Annotated in this window: 13 protein-coding genes; 9 read left to right on the plus strand and 4 right to left on the minus strand. The window is 72.7% G+C overall.

Annotated features, from left to right (window positions below; translation table 11 throughout):
* Nucleotides 1-10: 10 nt before the first annotated feature.
* A complete protein-coding gene (locus ACZ5CW_RS02595) occupies nt 11-1669 on the plus strand; it encodes a serine/threonine-protein kinase (RefSeq protein ID WP_468597665.1) in 1659 nt (552 codons plus the stop codon).
* Here the strand turns inward: ACZ5CW_RS02595 and ACZ5CW_RS02600 are convergent.
* Nucleotides 1656-2567, minus strand: coding sequence for an AraC family transcriptional regulator (locus ACZ5CW_RS02600; protein ID WP_468597667.1), 912 nt, complete (start codon nt 2565-2567; stop codon nt 1656-1658). The genes ACZ5CW_RS02595 and ACZ5CW_RS02600 overlap by 14 nt on opposite strands.
* A 71-nt stretch (nt 2568-2638) precedes the next feature.
* Between ACZ5CW_RS02600 and ACZ5CW_RS02605 the strand changes: the two genes are divergently transcribed.
* The 4 genes from ACZ5CW_RS02605 to ACZ5CW_RS02620 all read left to right on the plus strand — a co-directional run bounded on the left by ACZ5CW_RS02605 (nt 2639) and on the right by ACZ5CW_RS02620 (nt 8168).
* Entirely contained in the window at nt 2639-3541 is a 903-nt protein-coding gene (locus ACZ5CW_RS02605; protein ID WP_468597668.1) for an MBL fold metallo-hydrolase, read from the plus strand.
* Nucleotides 3542-3586: 45 nt separating this feature from the next.
* Nucleotides 3587-4570: a serine/threonine-protein kinase gene (locus tag ACZ5CW_RS02610; RefSeq protein WP_468597670.1), complete on the plus strand. Its 984-nt coding sequence runs from the start codon at nt 3587-3589 to the stop codon at nt 4568-4570.
* Between the two features lie 136 nt (nt 4571-4706).
* A complete protein-coding gene (locus ACZ5CW_RS02615; protein ID WP_468597672.1) occupies nt 4707-6320 on the plus strand; it encodes a succinic semialdehyde dehydrogenase in 1614 nt (537 codons plus the stop codon).
* A 42-nt stretch (nt 6321-6362) separates the two neighbouring features.
* Nucleotides 6363-8168 (plus strand): GMC family oxidoreductase N-terminal domain-containing protein, encoded by a 1806-nt coding sequence (locus tag ACZ5CW_RS02620; protein ID WP_468597674.1) that lies wholly within the window; start codon nt 6363-6365, stop codon nt 8166-8168.
* Nucleotides 8169-8761: 593 nt separating this feature from the next.
* Here the strand turns inward: ACZ5CW_RS02620 and ACZ5CW_RS02625 are convergent.
* Entirely contained in the window at nt 8762-9064 is a 303-nt protein-coding gene (locus ACZ5CW_RS02625; protein WP_468597765.1) for a chorismate mutase, read from the minus strand.
* Between the two features lie 336 nt (nt 9065-9400).
* Between ACZ5CW_RS02625 and guaA the strand changes: the two genes are divergently transcribed.
* Nucleotides 9401-10981 (plus strand): glutamine-hydrolyzing GMP synthase, encoded by a 1581-nt coding sequence (gene guaA / locus ACZ5CW_RS02630; RefSeq protein WP_468597675.1) that lies wholly within the window; start codon nt 9401-9403, stop codon nt 10979-10981.
* A gap of 9 nt (nt 10982-10990) precedes the next feature.
* Here the strand turns inward: guaA and ACZ5CW_RS02635 are convergent, their stop codons facing one another.
* Nucleotides 10991-11455, minus strand: a complete 465-nt coding sequence (locus tag ACZ5CW_RS02635) for a pyridoxamine 5'-phosphate oxidase family protein (RefSeq protein ID WP_468597767.1) — start codon at nt 11453-11455, stop codon at nt 10991-10993.
* A gap of 171 nt (nt 11456-11626) precedes the next feature.
* On the opposite strand from ACZ5CW_RS02635, the gene ACZ5CW_RS02640 reads away from it, so the two are divergent.
* Entirely contained in the window at nt 11627-12421 is a 795-nt protein-coding gene (locus ACZ5CW_RS02640; RefSeq protein WP_468597676.1) for a class II aldolase/adducin family protein, read from the plus strand.
* A gap of 46 nt (nt 12422-12467) precedes the next feature.
* On the opposite strand, the gene ACZ5CW_RS02645 is transcribed toward ACZ5CW_RS02640, so the two are convergent.
* Nucleotides 12468-13355, minus strand: coding sequence for a DUF4429 domain-containing protein (locus tag ACZ5CW_RS02645; protein ID WP_468597677.1), 888 nt, complete (start codon nt 13353-13355; stop codon nt 12468-12470).
* A 190-nt stretch (nt 13356-13545) separates the two neighbouring features.
* Between ACZ5CW_RS02645 and ACZ5CW_RS02650 the strand changes: the two genes are divergently transcribed.
* Complete coding sequence (locus ACZ5CW_RS02650; RefSeq protein ID WP_468597678.1) at nt 13546-14826, plus strand: hypothetical protein; 1281 nt, start codon at nt 13546-13548, stop codon at nt 14824-14826.
* 242 nt (nt 14827-15068) lie between these two features.
* The gene (locus ACZ5CW_RS02655; protein ID WP_468597680.1) at nt 15069-15602 is read left to right on the plus strand and encodes a DoxX family protein; all 534 of its coding nucleotides are present in this window, start codon (nt 15069-15071) and stop codon (nt 15600-15602) included.
* The last annotated feature ends 11 nt before the right edge of the window (nt 15603-15613 follow it).

Genomic DNA, 15613 nt, shown 5'->3' on the forward strand with positions numbered 1-15613 from the left:
TGGATGAGGCATGAGCAGTGACGGGGGAGTCGGCCACGGGACCGACGACACGACGAGTTTTGTTCTGCAACCGCCGCAGCCGCGGTCGCGGCCCGACGCGTACCCGGTCCCGCAGCCGGCTGCCGAGCCGCAGCCGCGAGCCCACCCGGTGCCGACCCTCGATGTCCCCGCCCCGGACGCGGCGGGTGAGCGGCTCGTCGCGGGACGTTACCGTCTGCTCGGCAAGCTGGGTCATGGCGGGATGGGCACCGTGTGGCGGGCCAAGGACGAGATGGTGGACCGCGAGGTCGCCGTCAAGGAGCCCCGCGTACCGGATCACCTTCCCGAACGGGAACGCGCCAACGCCTTCGAGCGGATGCGCCGCGAGGCCCGCGCGGCGGCCCGGCTGGACCACCCGGCGGTGGTGAACGTGTACGACGTCGCGGTGGTCGACGGCCGGCCGTGGATCGTGATGGAGCTGGTGCACGGCCGCACCCTCGGCGACGCGCTGCGAGAGGGCACCCTGGGCGCGCGGGAGGCGGCCCGGATCGGCCTGGAGGTCCTCGGCGCGCTGGAGGCGGCGCACGCGGCGGGCGTCCTGCACCGGGACGTCAAGCCCGACAACGTCCTGCTCGGCCGGTACGACCGGGTGGTCCTGACGGACTTCGGTATCGCCCAGATCGAGGGCGACACCCGGCTGACGGACACCGGCGGCTTCGTCGGCTCGCCCGAGTACATCGCGCCCGAACGGGTGCTGGGCCAGCGGCCCGGCCCGGCGAGCGACCTGTGGTCCCTGGGCGTGGTCCTCTACACGGCCACCGAGGGCGTCTCGCCGTTCCGCCGCAGCAACACCCCGGCGACCCTCCAGTCCGTCCTCAACGCCACCCCGGCCGCGCCCGCGTCCGCCTCGGGTCCGTTGGCCGAGGTCATCAACGGGCTGCTCCAGAAGGACCCCGCGCACCGGCCGCCCGCGGACCGGGTCCGCGCCCTGCTCGAGGAGGCGGTGAAGCCCCCGGCGCCCCCGGTGCCGACCCGGCCCCTGGCGGTGAGCGCGCCCGCCGCCCCGACCCGGCGCTTCGGCCGCGCGGCATGGCTGGGCCTGGGCGCGGCCCTGGTCGCCGCCGCGGTGGCGGCGTACCTCGTCCTCGCCGACCCCTTCGCGGGCCCGCTCCCGGACGGCTGGGCGAAGCGGCGGGAGGCCCGGCTGGGCGCCACGCTCGCGGTCCCCGCGGACTACCAGGCCGCCAGGCCCGAGAAGAACGACTCCGACAGGAACTGGGTGGCGTACTCGGACTGGAGCGGCGGCATCCGGGTCGAACTGCGCCTGGCCCGCCGGTCGGACGACTCCCTGCACGAGATCAAGAACACCGCACGGTCCCAGATGTACGCCGACGACGAGAAGTTCAGGAACGACGGCGAGTACAGCCTCGACATGCCCAAGGGCGCGCGGACGCACCCGGACGACACGGCCACCTACCACGGCAGGCAGGCCGCGCAGAACACCGTCGTCTACACGACCGACGACAGCCAGGACCCCCGCCCCCGCGAACTCCAGATCTTCTACTACCGGACGGCCGCCGGAGACCTGTACACGCTCACCGTCGGCTACCCGTCCAAGGGCGACTTCACCGCCCGCGGCCAGGAGGTGGCGAAGGCGGCGATCGCGAACCTGGACATCACGAAGCCCTGAGGCCGCGGTATCTGCCCGGCGTGATCCCGAACTCCCGGCTGAACGCGTGCGAGAGCGCGTACGGGCTGCCGTACCCCGTCTCCCGGGCCACCGTCGCGAGCGGCGCGTCCGAGTCGCGCAGACGGGTCGCCGCCAGGGTCAGCCGCCACCAGGTCAGGTACGCCATCGGCGGACGGCCGACCAGCGAGGTGAAACGGCGGGCGAGGGTGGCGCGGGACACGCCGGCGCGCGCGGCCAGCAGGTCGTTCGTCCAGGGCGCGGCCGGCGCGGAGTGCAGGGCGTGCAGGGCCGCGGCCGTCGCCGGGTCGGTCAGCGCGGCCGGCCAGGTGCCGGTGCGGGCCTCGGCGGTCCAGGCGCGGACCATGTAGACCAGCAGCAGGTCCAGCAGACTGGGCAGGGCCAGGCTGCCACCGGGCCTGTCACCGGCCAGTTCCCGGCACAACAGCTCCACCGCCGACCGCAGTTCGGGATACGCCCCGTCGCGGTGGGGCAGCCGCACCACGTCCGGCAGCTCCGCCAGCAGGGGATGCGTCCGGCTGCGGTCCAGCCGGTACTTGCCGCACAGCAGCTCCACCTCGGGACCGGGACCGGGCAGCGTCACGTCCGTGTCCCGCAGCTCCTCGAACGGCACCGCCCGCCGTACGTCCACCGCCCGCGCCGACCCGTCCGCCAGCAGGTGCCCGGTCCCGTGCGCGAGCAGCACCACGTCGCCCGGACCCAGGGCCACCGGCTCCCCGCCCCCCTCCGTGAGCAGTCGGCAGGACCCGCTGAGCACCACATGGAACCCCGCGCCCTCGTACGGCGCCAGGCGCACGCACCAGGCACCGCTCACCCGGAGCCGATTCGAGGAGGGCCGGCCGGCCCGTACGGCGGAGATCGCGTCGCTCACCACATCCATGAGACACCAGCGTATTCGAACGACGCTCAGGAGCATTGGGATGCTCAGAAGAGGCCCCTAGTGTCCTGGGCATGGCTGAAGACACCGTGCAGAAGTTCATGATCGGAGACGTCCAGGTCCTGCGGATCGTCGAATGGCAGGGCCCCTTCGCTCCCGCCCGGCAACTCGTCCCGGACAGCGGTCCCGGGCTGTGGAAAGAACACGAGGACCAGCTCGTCCCCGGCCACTGGCAGCCCGCCGAGGACCTGGCCGTGGCCGCGCTGCAGACCTGGGTGGTGCGCAGTGCCGGGCGGACCGTGCTCGTCGACACCGGTGTGGGCCGGGACCGGGAGCGGCCCGGGAACCCGCACTTCCACCGGCGGGAGGGCGATCTGCCGGGGCGGCTCCGGCGGGCCGGGGTGGACCCGGCGGACGTGGACGTCGTGGTCAACACCCACATCCACGCCGACCACGTCGGCTGGAACACCCGCGACGCGGACGGCGAGTGGGTGCCCACCTTCGCGAACGCCCGGTACCTCCTCCCGGCCCCCGACGACCACCACTTCGGGCCCGCGGGCGGATACGGCGGCGCGGTGCGCCCCGACGACCGGCTGGTCTACGAGGACAGCATCGCGCCCGTGCACCGGGCCGGGCAGGCCGTGGTGTGGGAGGACGCGTACCGGATCGACGGGCACCTCGTCCTCGAGGCGGCCCCCGGTCACACCCCCGGCTCCAGCGTCCTGCGCGCCGAGTCCCGCGGCGAACGCGCGGTGTTCGTCGGCGATCTCCTGCACAGCCCGGTGCAGATCCTGCGGCCCGAGTGCAGCAGCTGCTTCTGCCTCGACCCGCGCGGAGCGGCCGCCACCCGGCAGCGCGTGCTGGAACGGGCCGCGGGGGAGCGGGCGTTGGTCGTCCCCGCCCACTTCGCCGGAGCCGGTGCCGTGGAGGTGCGCACGGCACGAGGCGGGTTCGCCCTGCACCGATGGGCCGCCTGACCGCCCGCTTCGACAACGGCGTGGTGCGCACGGTACTCATGTGACATGACTGAAGACGGCGAACACCCGCCCGACGGACGTCTGATCGGCGGCCGCTACCGGCTCACCGGACGCCTCGGCTCCGGCCCGGGCGGGACCGTCTGGCGCGCCCGGGACGAGCGGCGGCAGGCCACGGTGGCCGTCAAGGAGCCGTTGCTGCCCGGCGATCCGGCCGACGACGAGGAGAGCCGGCGTGTCGCGCACCGCCTCTACCGGGAGGCCCGCGCCGCCACCCGGGTGCGGCATCCCTCCGCCGTCACGGTGTACGACGTCGTCACCGAGGCCCACGTCCCGTGGATCGTCATGGAGCTGGTGGCGGGCGAGTCCCTGCACGAGGCCCTCCGGCGCGGGCCCCTCCCGCCCGCCGAGGCCGCCCGCATCGGACTCGCCGTGCTCGGCGCCCTGTGCGCCGCCCACGCCGTCGGCATCGTGCACCGGGACGTCAAGCCGGCCAACGTCCTGCTGGAATCCGGCACCGGGCGGGTCGTCCTGACGGACTTCGGGATCGGCGACGGGCATGCGGGGGACGGGCCCGCCGGGTTCGCGGCCCCGGAGCGGGCGGCGGGGCCCGGTGCCGGCCCGGCCTCCGACCTGTGGTCCCTCGGCGCGCTGCTCCGTGCGGCGCTGGGGGACACGGACCCCGGCCCGCTCGGCCCGCTGCTGGACCGGCTGCGTGCCGAGGAGCCCGAGGCTCGGCCCGGCGCGGAGGAGGTCGACGCGGCCCTGCGTGCGTACCTGGGCCCGGCGGCCGTGCCGGACGCACCGGAGCCGGTGCCGGTGCCGACGGCGGAGCCGACGCCGACGGCGATGCCGGAGCCGGTGTCGCAGCCGGTGTCCCAGCCGCCGGAGGCGATGCCCTCGGGTGCAGCGTCCGCACCCGCACCGGCCTCACCGGCCGCACCGCCCTCCGCGCCTCCCGTCGACGCGCGCCGGCGCTCCCCTCTCGCCGCTCTCGGCCTGCTCCTCGCGAAAAAACCGGACACCGGATGATCGTCCCGCCCGCCGGCGCGCCAACGCCCTGATCAGCACATTCGCTGCCAGTGATCACTGGCAGTATGTGAGCGGTCGGTGAATCCCCGTTACCGACGGGTACACAAAGCTTCCCCACCGGCATACCCTGCGCGTCATGACGGACACGCAGGCCCCGGACATCGCCGGTACCAACCCCCTCGCGCCCGCCCCCGAGGGCGCCCGCACCGCCGCCGACGTGGTCACGCCGGAACTGGTGGCCCAGCTCACCAAGGGCGTCACCGGCTCCGGCCGTACCGCCAACCACACCCCGTTCACCGGCGAGAAGCTGGCCGACCTGCCCGAGTCCACCCCCGAGGACGTGCGCCGGGCCTTCGAGGCGGCCCGTGCCGCGCAGGCCGTGTGGGCGAAGGTCCCGGTACGGCAGCGGGCCGCCGTCCTGCTCCGCTTCCACGACCTGCTCCTCGAGCGGCAGGCCGAGGTCCTCGACCTGGTGCAGCTCGAGACCGGCAAGGCCCGGCTGCACGCGCACGAGGAGGTGCAGGCCGTCGCCGTCGCGGCCCGCCACTACGGCCGCCGGGCCGGCGCCTATCTGCGCCCCAAGCGGCACGCCGGTGCCGTTCCGGCCCTCACCAAGGCCGTCGAACTGCGCCATCCCCGTGGGGTCGTGGGCCAGATCGCCCCCTGGAACTATCCGCTGGAGCTGTCCGTCGGCGACGCGCTGCCCGCCTTCGCCGCCGGCAACGCGGTGGTGATGAAGCCGGACACCGAGACCTGCCTCACCGCCCTGTGGGCCCGCGACCTGCTCGTCGAGGCCGGGCTGCCCGAGGGCGTCTTCCAGGTCGTCCTCGGCGAGGGCCCGGTCGTCGGCCCGGAGCTGGTCAAGCACGCCGACTACGTCTCGTTCACCGGCTCCACCCGCACCGGCCGCGAGGTCGCCCAGGGTGCCGCCGCCCGCCTGGTCGGCGTCTCCCTGGAACTCGGCGGCAAGAACGCCATGCTGGTGCTGGCCGACGCCGACATCGAGAAGGCCGCCGCCGGCGCCGTCCGCGCCTGCTTCTCCTCGGCGGGCCAACTCTGCATCTCCATCGAGCGGTTGTTCGTCCACGAGTCGATCGCCGACGCCTTCCTGGAGCGCTTCGCCGCCCGCACCAAGGCCATGCGGCTCGGCAACTCCCTCGCCTACGGCGCCGACATGGGCTCGCTGGTGGGCGAGCGTCAGCTCGAGACCGTCGAACGCCATGTGCAGGAGGCCGTGGCCAAGGGCGCGCAGGTGGTCGCGGGCGGGGTGGCCCGTCCCGACATCGGTCCCTACTTCTTCGAGCCCACCATCCTCGACGGCGTCGAGGACTCCATGGCCGTGTGCGAGGAGGAGACCTTCGGTCCGGTCGTCTCGATCTACCGCTTCACGAACGAGGACGAGGCCGTCGAGCGCGCCAACGCCACGGCGTACGGCCTGAACGCGTCCGTGTGGACGAAGGACGCCCGCCGCGGCCTGGACCTCGCCTCCCGCCTGCGCACCGGCACGGTCAACGTCAACGAGGGCTACGCACCTGCCTACGGCAGCGTCCAGTCCCCGATGGGCGGCATGAAGGACTCCGGCCTCGGCCGCCGGCACGGATCCGAGGGCATCCTCAAGTACACCGAGGCCCAGACGGTGGCCCAGCAGCGCCTGCTGCCGATGGCGCCCTCGCTGGGGATGACGGACGAGAAGTACGCGGCCTTCATGAGCACCAGTCTCCGCCTGATGAAGGCATTCCGGTTCCGTTAGCCCATCCGTCCGCACCACCCCCGTTCTCAACGAGGAGAGCACGTGTCGCAGGAGAAGTCTGTCCAGACCCGGGACGAGGACGGGTACGACTACGACGTCATCGTCGTCGGCTCGGGGTTCGGTGGGTCGGTGTCCGCCCTCCGGCTCACCGAAAAGGGATACAAGGTAGGCGTCCTGGAAGCCGGCCGCCGCTTCACCCGCGACAGCCTCCCGAAGAACTCCTGGGACCTGAAGAACTACCTCTGGGCCCCCAAGCTCGGCATGTTCGGCATCCAGCGCATCCATCTGCTCGGCAACGTCATGGTGCTGGCCGGAGCGGGCGTGGGCGGTGGTTCCCTCAACTACGCCAACACCCTTTACGTACCGCCGAAGGCCTTCTTCGACGACCCGCAGTGGAAGGACATCACCGACTGGCACGAGGAGCTGAAGCCGTACTACGACCAGGCCCAGCGCATGCTCGGCGTACGGCTCAACCCCACGATGACCCCCTCCGACGTGCACCTGAAGGCGGCGGCACAGCGGATGGGCGTCGGTGACACCTTCCACCTCGCGCCGGTCGGCGTGTTCTTCGGCGACGGCAAGGACGCCGACGGATCGGCGCGGGGGAAGCCGGGCGAGAAGGTGGCGGACCCTTACTTCGGCGGGGCCGGCCCGTCCCGCAACGCCTGCACCGAGTGCGGCGAGTGCATGACCGGCTGCCGGCACGGCGCGAAGAACACCCTCAACGAGAACTACCTCCACCTCGCCGAGAAGGCGGGCGCGGTGGTCCACCCGATGACGACGGTCGTGTCCGTCACGGACGACTCGCGCGGCGGGTACGCGGTGGCGACCCTGCCGACGGACCGGAAGAAGAAGGGCGCGGGCCGGATCCTCACCGCGCGCCGGGTCGTCATCGCCGCCGGCACCTACGGCACCCAGACCCTGCTGCACCGCATGAAGGCGGGCGGCCAGCTGCCCCACCTGTCGCAGCGGCTGGGTGATCTGACCCGTACCAACTCCGAGGCGCTGGTCGGCGCGCAGACCGACAACCGCCGCTATCGCCGGGCGACCGGCGAACCGAAGGCCGACTTCACGCGGGGCGTCGCCATCACGTCCTCGATCCACCCCGACGAGAACACCCACATCGAACCCGTCCGCTACGGCAAGGGCTCCAACTCCATGGGCGGCCTGTCGATCCTCCAGGTGCCGTACGCCGAGGGCTCCTCCCGGGTGCTGGGCTGGCTGGCGAACGCGGCCCGGCACCCCCTGCTGGTCGCCCGCTCCCTGTCCAACCGGCGCTGGTCGGAGCGGACCATCATCGGCCTGGTGATGCAGTCGCTGGACAACTCCCTGACGACGTACCTGAAGCCCGGCGGCCTCGGCAAGGGCCTGCTGACCGCACGGCAGGGACACGGCTCCCCGAACCCCAAGCAGATCAGGGCCGCCACGGACGCCGCCTCCGCGCTCGCCTCCGAGATCAACGGCTTCGCCGGCAGCAATGTGGGCGAGCTGATGGGCACCCCGCTCACCGCGCACTTCCTCGGCGGCTGCCCCATCGGCGACACCGCGGAGACCGGCGTGATCGACCCGTACCACCGGCTGTACGGCCACCCCGGCATCTCGGTCGTGGACGGCGCCGCGGTCTCGGCGAACCTGGGCGTGAACCCGTCGCTGACGATCACCGCGCAGGCGGAGCGGGCGATGTCCTTCTGGCCGAACAAGGGCGAGGAGGACCCGCGGCCGGCGCCGGGCGCGGCGTACGAGCGGCTGAAGCCGGTGGAACCGGGGACCCCGGCGGTCCCGGCGGAGGCGTTCGGCGCGCTGCGGCTGCCGTTCCTCGGGATGCCGGCGGTGCCGCCGAAGAAGTAGCCCGGAGGAAAAGGGCACGGACGGCAGAGAGGGACCTGCATCCCCCTCCGAAGGCAGGTCCCTCCAACCGGTTTCTTGATCCGGCAGGTTTGATCAGCGAAAAGCTTGAAGGGTTGCTCTGACCCCACCGGTTTTTCGTGTGGGACGGGTCACATCACCGGGGGTGGGAGGGGTGTGACGACGGGCCCCGCGGGACGGAGTGGCGCGGGGCCCGTCGCCGGCCGACACCGGCGTCAGGGCAGCGCCGGCGCCGGGCTGCGCAGGGACGTGGGCCTGGTACGCGGCGCGCGGGATGAACGCGTCATCCGTGACCGTCCGACCCGGCACCGGTGCACAAGTGCGGTGTTCCGCCGGCCGGCCCCGGGCGTCCCCGGAGCCGACCGTTCTCTTGGGTGACCGGGCTGCTGTCCCCTGCCGTCCGGTCACTTCCCCGGAGCGAGGTCCCACGGCGTACGGCACGACCCGTACGCCTCATCGCTCCAGCAAGCCACGCGTGGTTCTGTCGGGCCCGCCCCTGGCTGGCACGGACACCCCCCTCAACGAAGCTGCGCGCGGGCCGGTCACGCGCCGTACGGGTGAGAGCGGGATCGAACTCAGATGCGACCCCGGCACAGCTCCAGCAGGGTCATGGCGAGGGCGGTGCCGGGCTTGCCGAGGGCGTCGCGGTAGCGGCCGAGGATCTCCATCTCACGGGAGAGGTTCACCCGCCGGCCGCCGGAGGTGATCCGGGTCTGCTGGACGACGGCGGAGACGGCCATCCGCTCCTGGATGAGGCCGAGGATCCGGTCGTCGAGCGCGTCGATGCGCTCCCGGGCGCCGGCGATGGTCGCTTCGGGGTCCGCCGGGGCTTGCGGGGTGGCGGCGGGCGCGTCCGGCGTGCCGGTCGCCGCCGGGATGCCGCCGGGCGCTGCGGGGGTGCTGGTGGTCGCTGCGGGGGTGCTGGTGGTCACGTCGGGCTCCTTGATCGGGACGGTGGATGCCCTGGAACGACAGAACCCGGAAAACGACAGGCGCCCCGGGCCTTGTCGGCCCGGGGCGCCTGGGAAGTCGCTTGGCGTTTGCTCAAGCAGCACGACCATGGCAGCCGGCGGGCCGGGTGCCATAGGTAAAGACGAAGGTCGGGTGCGTGAGCATGCGGCCAGTATGCCACGGCGAACTTCAGGGGAAGCGGTCCCGTCCACACCGTTAGACTCGGTAGCACAGACCCCCGCCCGACCACCAGAAGGCACCCCGTGTCATCAGCGACTCACACTGCCGCCACCCCCGACACCGTCCTGGTCGTCGACTTCGGCGCGCAGTACGCCCAGCTCATCGCCCGTCGCGTCCGCGAGGCGCGGGTCTACAGCGAGATCGTGCCGAGCACCATGCCGGTCCAGGAGATGCTCGCGAAGAAGCCCGCGGCGATCATCCTCTCCGGAGGCCCCTCGTCCGTGTACGAGGAGGGCGCACCCACCCTCGACCGCGGGCTCTTCGAGGCCGGCGTCCCCGTCTTCGGCATGTGCTACGGCTTCCAGCTGATGGCGCAGGCCCTCGGCGGCACCGTCGACAACACCGGCGCCCGTGAGTACGGCCGTACCGACCTGCACGTCTCCAGGAACTCGTCCACCCTCTTCGAGGGCACCCCGGACGAGCAGCACGTGTGGATGTCGCACGGCGACGCCTGCTCCGCGGCTCCCGAGGGCTTCTCGGTCACGGCGTCCACCGACGTCGTCCCGGTCGCCGCCTTCGAGAACGACGAGAAGAAGCTCTACGGCGTCCAGTACCACCCCGAGGTCATGCACTCCACGCACGGCCAGCAGGTGCTGGAGCACTTCCTGTACCGCGGTGCCGGCCTGAAGCCCGACTGGACCACCGGCAACGTGATCGAGGAGCAGGTCGCCGCGATCCGTGAGCTGGTCGGTGACAAGCGCGCGATCTGCGGTCTGTCCGGCGGTGTGGACTCCGCCGTCGCCGCCGCCCTCGTCCAGAAGGCCATCGGCTCCCAGCTGACCTGCGTCTACGTCGACCACGGCCTGATGCGCAAGGGCGAGACCGAGCAGGTCGAGAAGGACTTCGTCGCGGCCACCGGCGTCCAGCTGAAGGTCGTCGACGCCGAGGAGCGCTTCCTCGCCGCGCTCAAGGGGGTCAGCGACCCCGAGGAGAAGCGCAAGATCATCGGCCGTGAGTTCATCCGCGTCTTCGAGCAGGCGCAGGCCGAGATCATCGCCGACGAGGGCCCGGCCGTGGAGTTCCTGGTCCAGGGCACCCTGTACCCGGACGTCGTCGAGTCCGGCGGCGGCACCGGCACCGCCAACATCAAGTCGCACCACAACGTCGGCGGCCTGCCCGAGGACCTCGAGTTCAAGCTGATCGAGCCGCTGCGCAAGCTGTTCAAGGACGAGGTCCGGATGGTCGGCCAGGAGCTGGGCCTGCCGGAGGAGATCGTCCAGCGCCAGCCGTTCCCGGGCCCGGGCCTCGGCATCCGCATCGTCGGCGAGGTCACCAAGGAGCGCCTGGACCTGCTGCGCGACGCCGACGCCATCGCCCGCGAGGAGCTGACCGCGGCCGGCCTGGACCGCGACATCTGGCAGTGCCCGGTGGTCCTGCTCGCCGACGTCCGCAGCGTGGGTGTCCAGGGCGACGGCCGCACCTACGGCCACCCGATCGTGCTGCGCCCGGTCTCCTCCGAGGACGCCATGACCGCCGACTGGTCCCGGCTGCCGTACGAGGTCCTCGCCCGCATCTCGACCCGGATCACCAACGAGGTCCGGGACGTCAACCGGGTCGTGCTCGACGTGACGTCGAAGCCGCCGGGCACCATCGAGTGGGAGTAGTCCGGGCGATCAGGTCCGTTTGAGAGTGCGCACCGGCTCTCCGGGCTTCCACACCTGGACCACCAGGTAGGTCTCGTCCTCGACGCAGGTCCGCACGACCTCCGTCAGCTCGGTGCGGAAGAGGTGGAACGGCTGCGGCGGTTCCACCTCTTTCACGTACCAGGCCTTGGTCTCGTCCCCGGCCTCGTACGCCCGTCCCGCGATCCGTATGTCCCCGCCGCCCAGGTCCGGGCCCTCGCCGGGGTTCGCCTGGAGCGCGAAGCGCGGGTCGCGGCGCAGGTCACGGGCCTTGAGGGAGTCGTCCATCATGCCCAGCCACAGCTCGCCCGCGCGGAAGTCGGCCTCCAGGCCGGAGGTGCGCGGGGAGCCGTCCTTGCGGAGAGTGGCGAGGACGTGGTGACGGAAGGCGCCGAAGCGCTGCTCGGTCGCGCGGGCGAAGTCGGGTTCGGCGGCGGCGAAGGCCGCCCAGGTCATACGGTGCATTGCTTCAGTCTGGAGCCGATACCGGACATCTTCTGTCGGGATTTTGCCGTCGATTCCCCGGAGAATCCGGCCTGCGCGTCATCTTTACAGAACAGCTCTGCCTTTTTGCGCTGACGGAGGGTAATTTCCGGCCCGTACCGCACTCCCAGCGCTGGAGGACCTATGCACGGGCCCACCCCGCCCCCGCCGCTGCCCACCGATCAGCTGCGATTCGCCATGCCGCCGATGCACGACTCGGTCGAGGACGAACGCCGGCACCGCAAGGAGCGCCTCGCCGGCGCCCTGCGGATCTTCGGGCGCGGCGGCCTCGAGGACGGGGTGTCCGGGCACATCACCGCCCGCGATCCCGAGTTCACCGACTGCTTCTGGGTCAACCCGTTCGGGATGCCGTTCAAGCACGTCACCGTCAGCGATCTCGTCCTCGCCAACCAGGACGGGCAGGTCGTCGAGGGCCGCTACCACGTCAACCAGGCCGCGTTCACCGTGCACGCCCAGGTCCACGCCGCCCGCCCGGACGTCGTCGCCGTCGCCCACTGCCACTCCGTGCACGGCCGCGCCCTCGCCGCGCTCGGCGAGCTGATCGACCCCATCACCCAGGAGAGCTGCGCCTTCTACGAGGACGTGGCGCTCTACGACGCCTACAGCGGTGTCACCGTCGACGCCGAGGAGGGCCGCCGGATCGCGAACGCCCTCGGCTCCCGCAAGGCGCTCGTGCTGCGCAACCACGGGCTGCTGACCGTCGGCGACTCCGTGGACGCGGCCGCCTGGTGGTTCCTGTCCCTGGAACGGTCCTGCCAGGTGCAGCTCATGGCGCGAGCGGCCGGGCGCCCGGTGCTCATCGACCACAAACTGGCCGTCGCCACCCGCGAACAGCTCGGCGGCGACCTCGTGGCCTGGATCAACTACCAGCCGCTGTGGCAGGACATCAGCCGCAGCGAACCCGACCTGCTCAGCTGAACCCCCTGAGCGGATCCGCTCGAGGGAACCCTCTGAGACGGTCCGCTCAAGCGAACCCTCTGAGTACGGCCGCCTTCGTCACCGCGAACTCCTCGTCGGTGAGCACCCCGCTCCGATGCAGCTCCCCCAGCTCCCGCAGCCGGCGCAGCAACACGTCGTGGTGGTCGGCCTGCGCCGGTACGACGGCCCGCCGCCGGTCCCGGCCGTCGTACGCGCCGCCCGCGCGGGTGGAGGGATGCGGCAGCCGGGCGGTGACGGCCGCCGCGACCAGCGCGGTCAGCAGATCCCGCCGCACGCTGCCCCACAGGTCCAGGGTGTAGGGGTCCCGCTCGGGCGGCAGCTTGGAGAACGCCGTCTCCGGGGTCACGAACCGCAGGAAGCCGTCCTCGTGGCCGGAGTTGGGCAGCCACTCCACCTGCACCAGATCGCCGAGGCCGATGATCCGCGGGCCGGTCGCGCGCTTGACCCGGTCGGAGGTGTCGGCCCAGTCGATGCGCACCTGGGTGCCGTCGAAGGAGACCGTGCCGTCGGAGGACCGCACCGACACCGGCACCGGGGGTCCGGGCAGCAGATAGGCGGTCGTGGGCTCCTTGGGAACCTCCTCGAGGAGCAGCGCGTGCCGGATCTCCTCGGCGACGTACTGCGCGACCCCCGAGCGGTCGTTGTCCACGCTCAGCCGGTAGGGGTCGGCCGCGTCCGGCAGCCGGCCGCCCGTGGCCTGCAGCAGCGGGTCCGCTCCCTCGCGCAGCCGCATCCGCAGCCGGCCGCGCCTGCGCTCGGGTTCGTGGACGACGCCCGCCACCGCCTCCAGGGGAACGGAGATCTCCCCGTACGTCTGCCGGAACAGCGTCACGGAACGGTGCAGCCCCGGGGTGATCCTCACCGTGCTGCCGTCGAAGGCCCAGGTCCCGTCCCGCTGGATGATCTCGGCCATACGGAAATTCTCGCAGCCGGGTCAACACGGCGGCGCGTGCTTCACCCGCGGTGCCCCGGCCCCGCGCCCCCAGAAGGTCCGGGGTAGGGCACAATTCGCTGTCGTCACCGGGGAGTTGCGCGGCCCCGACGCGCCCGTCGCGGGTGTCGGCGGCCGTGCCGGAAGGTCGTGGGGAAGGCGGGCGTCGGGCGTGGCGGTGCAGGAAGCGAGAGGGGGAACGGGCCCCCACGGGGTCCACGAGGGCGGCTGTACCTGCGGGGACTGCCCGCACGGCGCCCGGGAGGGGCACCGGCGGGCCGTCGCCGCGTTCCTGCGTCACCGCGACGAGTTCGCGGCCGGGCAGGGCCTGCCGGCCGCGGTGGCGCACTCGGCCTCTGCATCCCGCCAGTGGGTCTCCGAGGAGCTGACCCAGCGCGCGGAGGCCGTCGCCGAACGCGGCCGCGCGGAGGGCACGGCACGGCTCGCCCGGCTGTGGCTGCGGACGGTGTGCGTGGTGTGGGGCGCGGTCGCCGTCCTGCTGCTCACCGAGGCGCTCACCGCGATCGGCCCGGGCTGGACCGACGCCCGCACCGCGGCCCTGCTCGCCGCGCTGGTCGTCGCCGCCGCGCTGACCGCCGCCTGCCGGCTGCACCGGGCACGCGGCGGGGCACTCGCGCCGGTGATCGGTGAGGACAACCGGATGTCCACCTCCCGCACCGTGGCCGCCTGCTGGGTGCTGTTCGTCGTCTACGCCGTCCTGCTGCTGGCCGCCCGGCTGGCCGCCGCCTCCGACCACACCGAACGCGACGCGCTGATCTCGGGGCTCGACCTCGCGCGCGGCGCGGCCGTCGTGACCGTCCTGTGCGTGGTGTGCGGCATCGCCGTCCTGGTCCGCCGGGTGGTGGGCCTGCGCATCCTCGCCCAGCGGCTGCAGAAGGTGCCGGCCCACCGGCCGCGCGCCGCCGACCTGCTCACCGACGACTCCGGCCGGGGCGCCTTCGCCGACATCCAGTACGTCGCCATCAGCGCATGCGCCCTGCTGTTCGCCGCCGTACGGCTCGCCCGCCGCCCCGACCGGCTGCCCGACCTGCCCTGGGGACTGGGCGTGATCGTGCTGATCTCGGCCGCGACCTACCTGGCCGGCAAGTACGCCGAGGGCGGCCGCCCGGCCATCCTCTCCGTGGTCCGCGCCCGCGAACCCGGCGACCTGGACGGACCGATCCGCACCGGCGACGACATCGAGATCCGCGGCACCGGCTTCGTCCCGCCCGGTGCGCAGGGCGCCGACCGGCTCTCGCGCATGGTCGTCCGCATCGGCGTGGTCGACGTCCATGTGCCGCTCGTCCCCGTCGCGGGCGGCTTCCGCAACCCCACGGACACCGTCCTGACCGTGCCCGTACCGGCCGACGTCGAGCCCGGCTCGGTGGAGATCCAGGTGGTGACCGCGGCCGGGGTGGCCACCAACCGGTGCGTCGTCCAGGTGACGGAGTGAACGAGACCGCCGCCCGGAACCCGCGACGCTTCTTCCCCACCCCCGAGGAACGCGCCGCCCTGGGCCCGGTCCCCGGCCGCCCGGCGCGGCAGATCCTCGCCCGGATCTGACCCGCCCCCCGCCGTTCGCACGAAGAGCTGAAATCCGGAAAATCCTCCAGGAGAGGATTGAACCGGCCCCCCTCGTCATACGTATCGTCAGACGAGGGTGGCGGTATGGCGGGCGAAAGGCGGCTGGCAGCGATGACTCATGGCATTCGGACGGAAACACCCACCCCCCGGCTCGACGGCCGCCGCGGCCTACGGGACACCGCCGCCCACTACGCCCTGCTGCCGCTGCGCGTCTTCCTCGGCGTCACCTTCGTCTACGCCGGCCTGGACAAGCTCACCGACAGCGCCTTCCTGAAGGCCCAGGGCGCCGGATCGATCGCCGAGACCATGAACGCGGCCCGCGGCTCCGCCGCCGTCCCGGCCCTGATCGACCTGGCCCTCAAGAGCCCCGTCGGCTTCGGCTACGCCATCGCCCTCGGTGAGCTGGCCGTCGGCATCGGCACCCTGCTCGGCCTGTTCGGCCGGCTGGCCGCGCTCGGCGGCGCGCTGATCTCGCTCAGCCTGTGGCTGACGGTCAGCTGGGCGACGACCCCCTACTACTACGGCAACGACCTCGCCTACCTGATGGCCTGGCTGCCCCTGATCCTCGCCGGCGCCCCCTACCTCTCCGTGGACGCGGCCTGGCGCGCCCGGCGCCGACAGCGGTCCGGCGGCTTCGGCCACTGAAGGCGGACCGG

This window comes from Streptomyces sp. NPDC031379, from assembly GCF_055569615.1.

Excerpts from the sequence above, each read along its gene's own strand:
- ACZ5CW_RS02635 (WP_468597767.1), bottom strand. The coding sequence starts at position 11,455 with ATGACCTGGGCGGCCTTCGCCGCCGCCGAACCCGACTTCGCCCGCGCG.
- ACZ5CW_RS02615 (WP_468597672.1), top strand. The coding sequence starts at position 4,707 with ATGACGGACACGCAGGCCCCGGACATCGCCGGTACCAACCCCCTCGCG.
- ACZ5CW_RS02605 (WP_468597668.1), top strand. The coding sequence starts at position 2,639 with ATGGCTGAAGACACCGTGCAGAAGTTCATGATCGGAGACGTCCAGGTC.
- ACZ5CW_RS02640 (WP_468597676.1), top strand. The coding sequence starts at position 11,627 with ATGCACGGGCCCACCCCGCCCCCGCCGCTGCCCACCGATCAGCTGCGA.
- ACZ5CW_RS02645 (WP_468597677.1), bottom strand. The coding sequence starts at position 13,355 with ATGGCCGAGATCATCCAGCGGGACGGGACCTGGGCCTTCGACGGCAGC.
- ACZ5CW_RS02600 (WP_468597667.1), bottom strand. The coding sequence starts at position 2,567 with ATGGATGTGGTGAGCGACGCGATCTCCGCCGTACGGGCCGGCCGGCCC.
- ACZ5CW_RS02655 (WP_468597680.1), top strand. The coding sequence starts at position 15,069 with ATGACTCATGGCATTCGGACGGAAACACCCACCCCCCGGCTCGACGGC.
- ACZ5CW_RS02610 (WP_468597670.1), top strand. The coding sequence starts at position 3,587 with ATGACTGAAGACGGCGAACACCCGCCCGACGGACGTCTGATCGGCGGC.
- ACZ5CW_RS02595 (WP_468597665.1), top strand. The coding sequence starts at position 11 with ATGAGCAGTGACGGGGGAGTCGGCCACGGGACCGACGACACGACGAGT.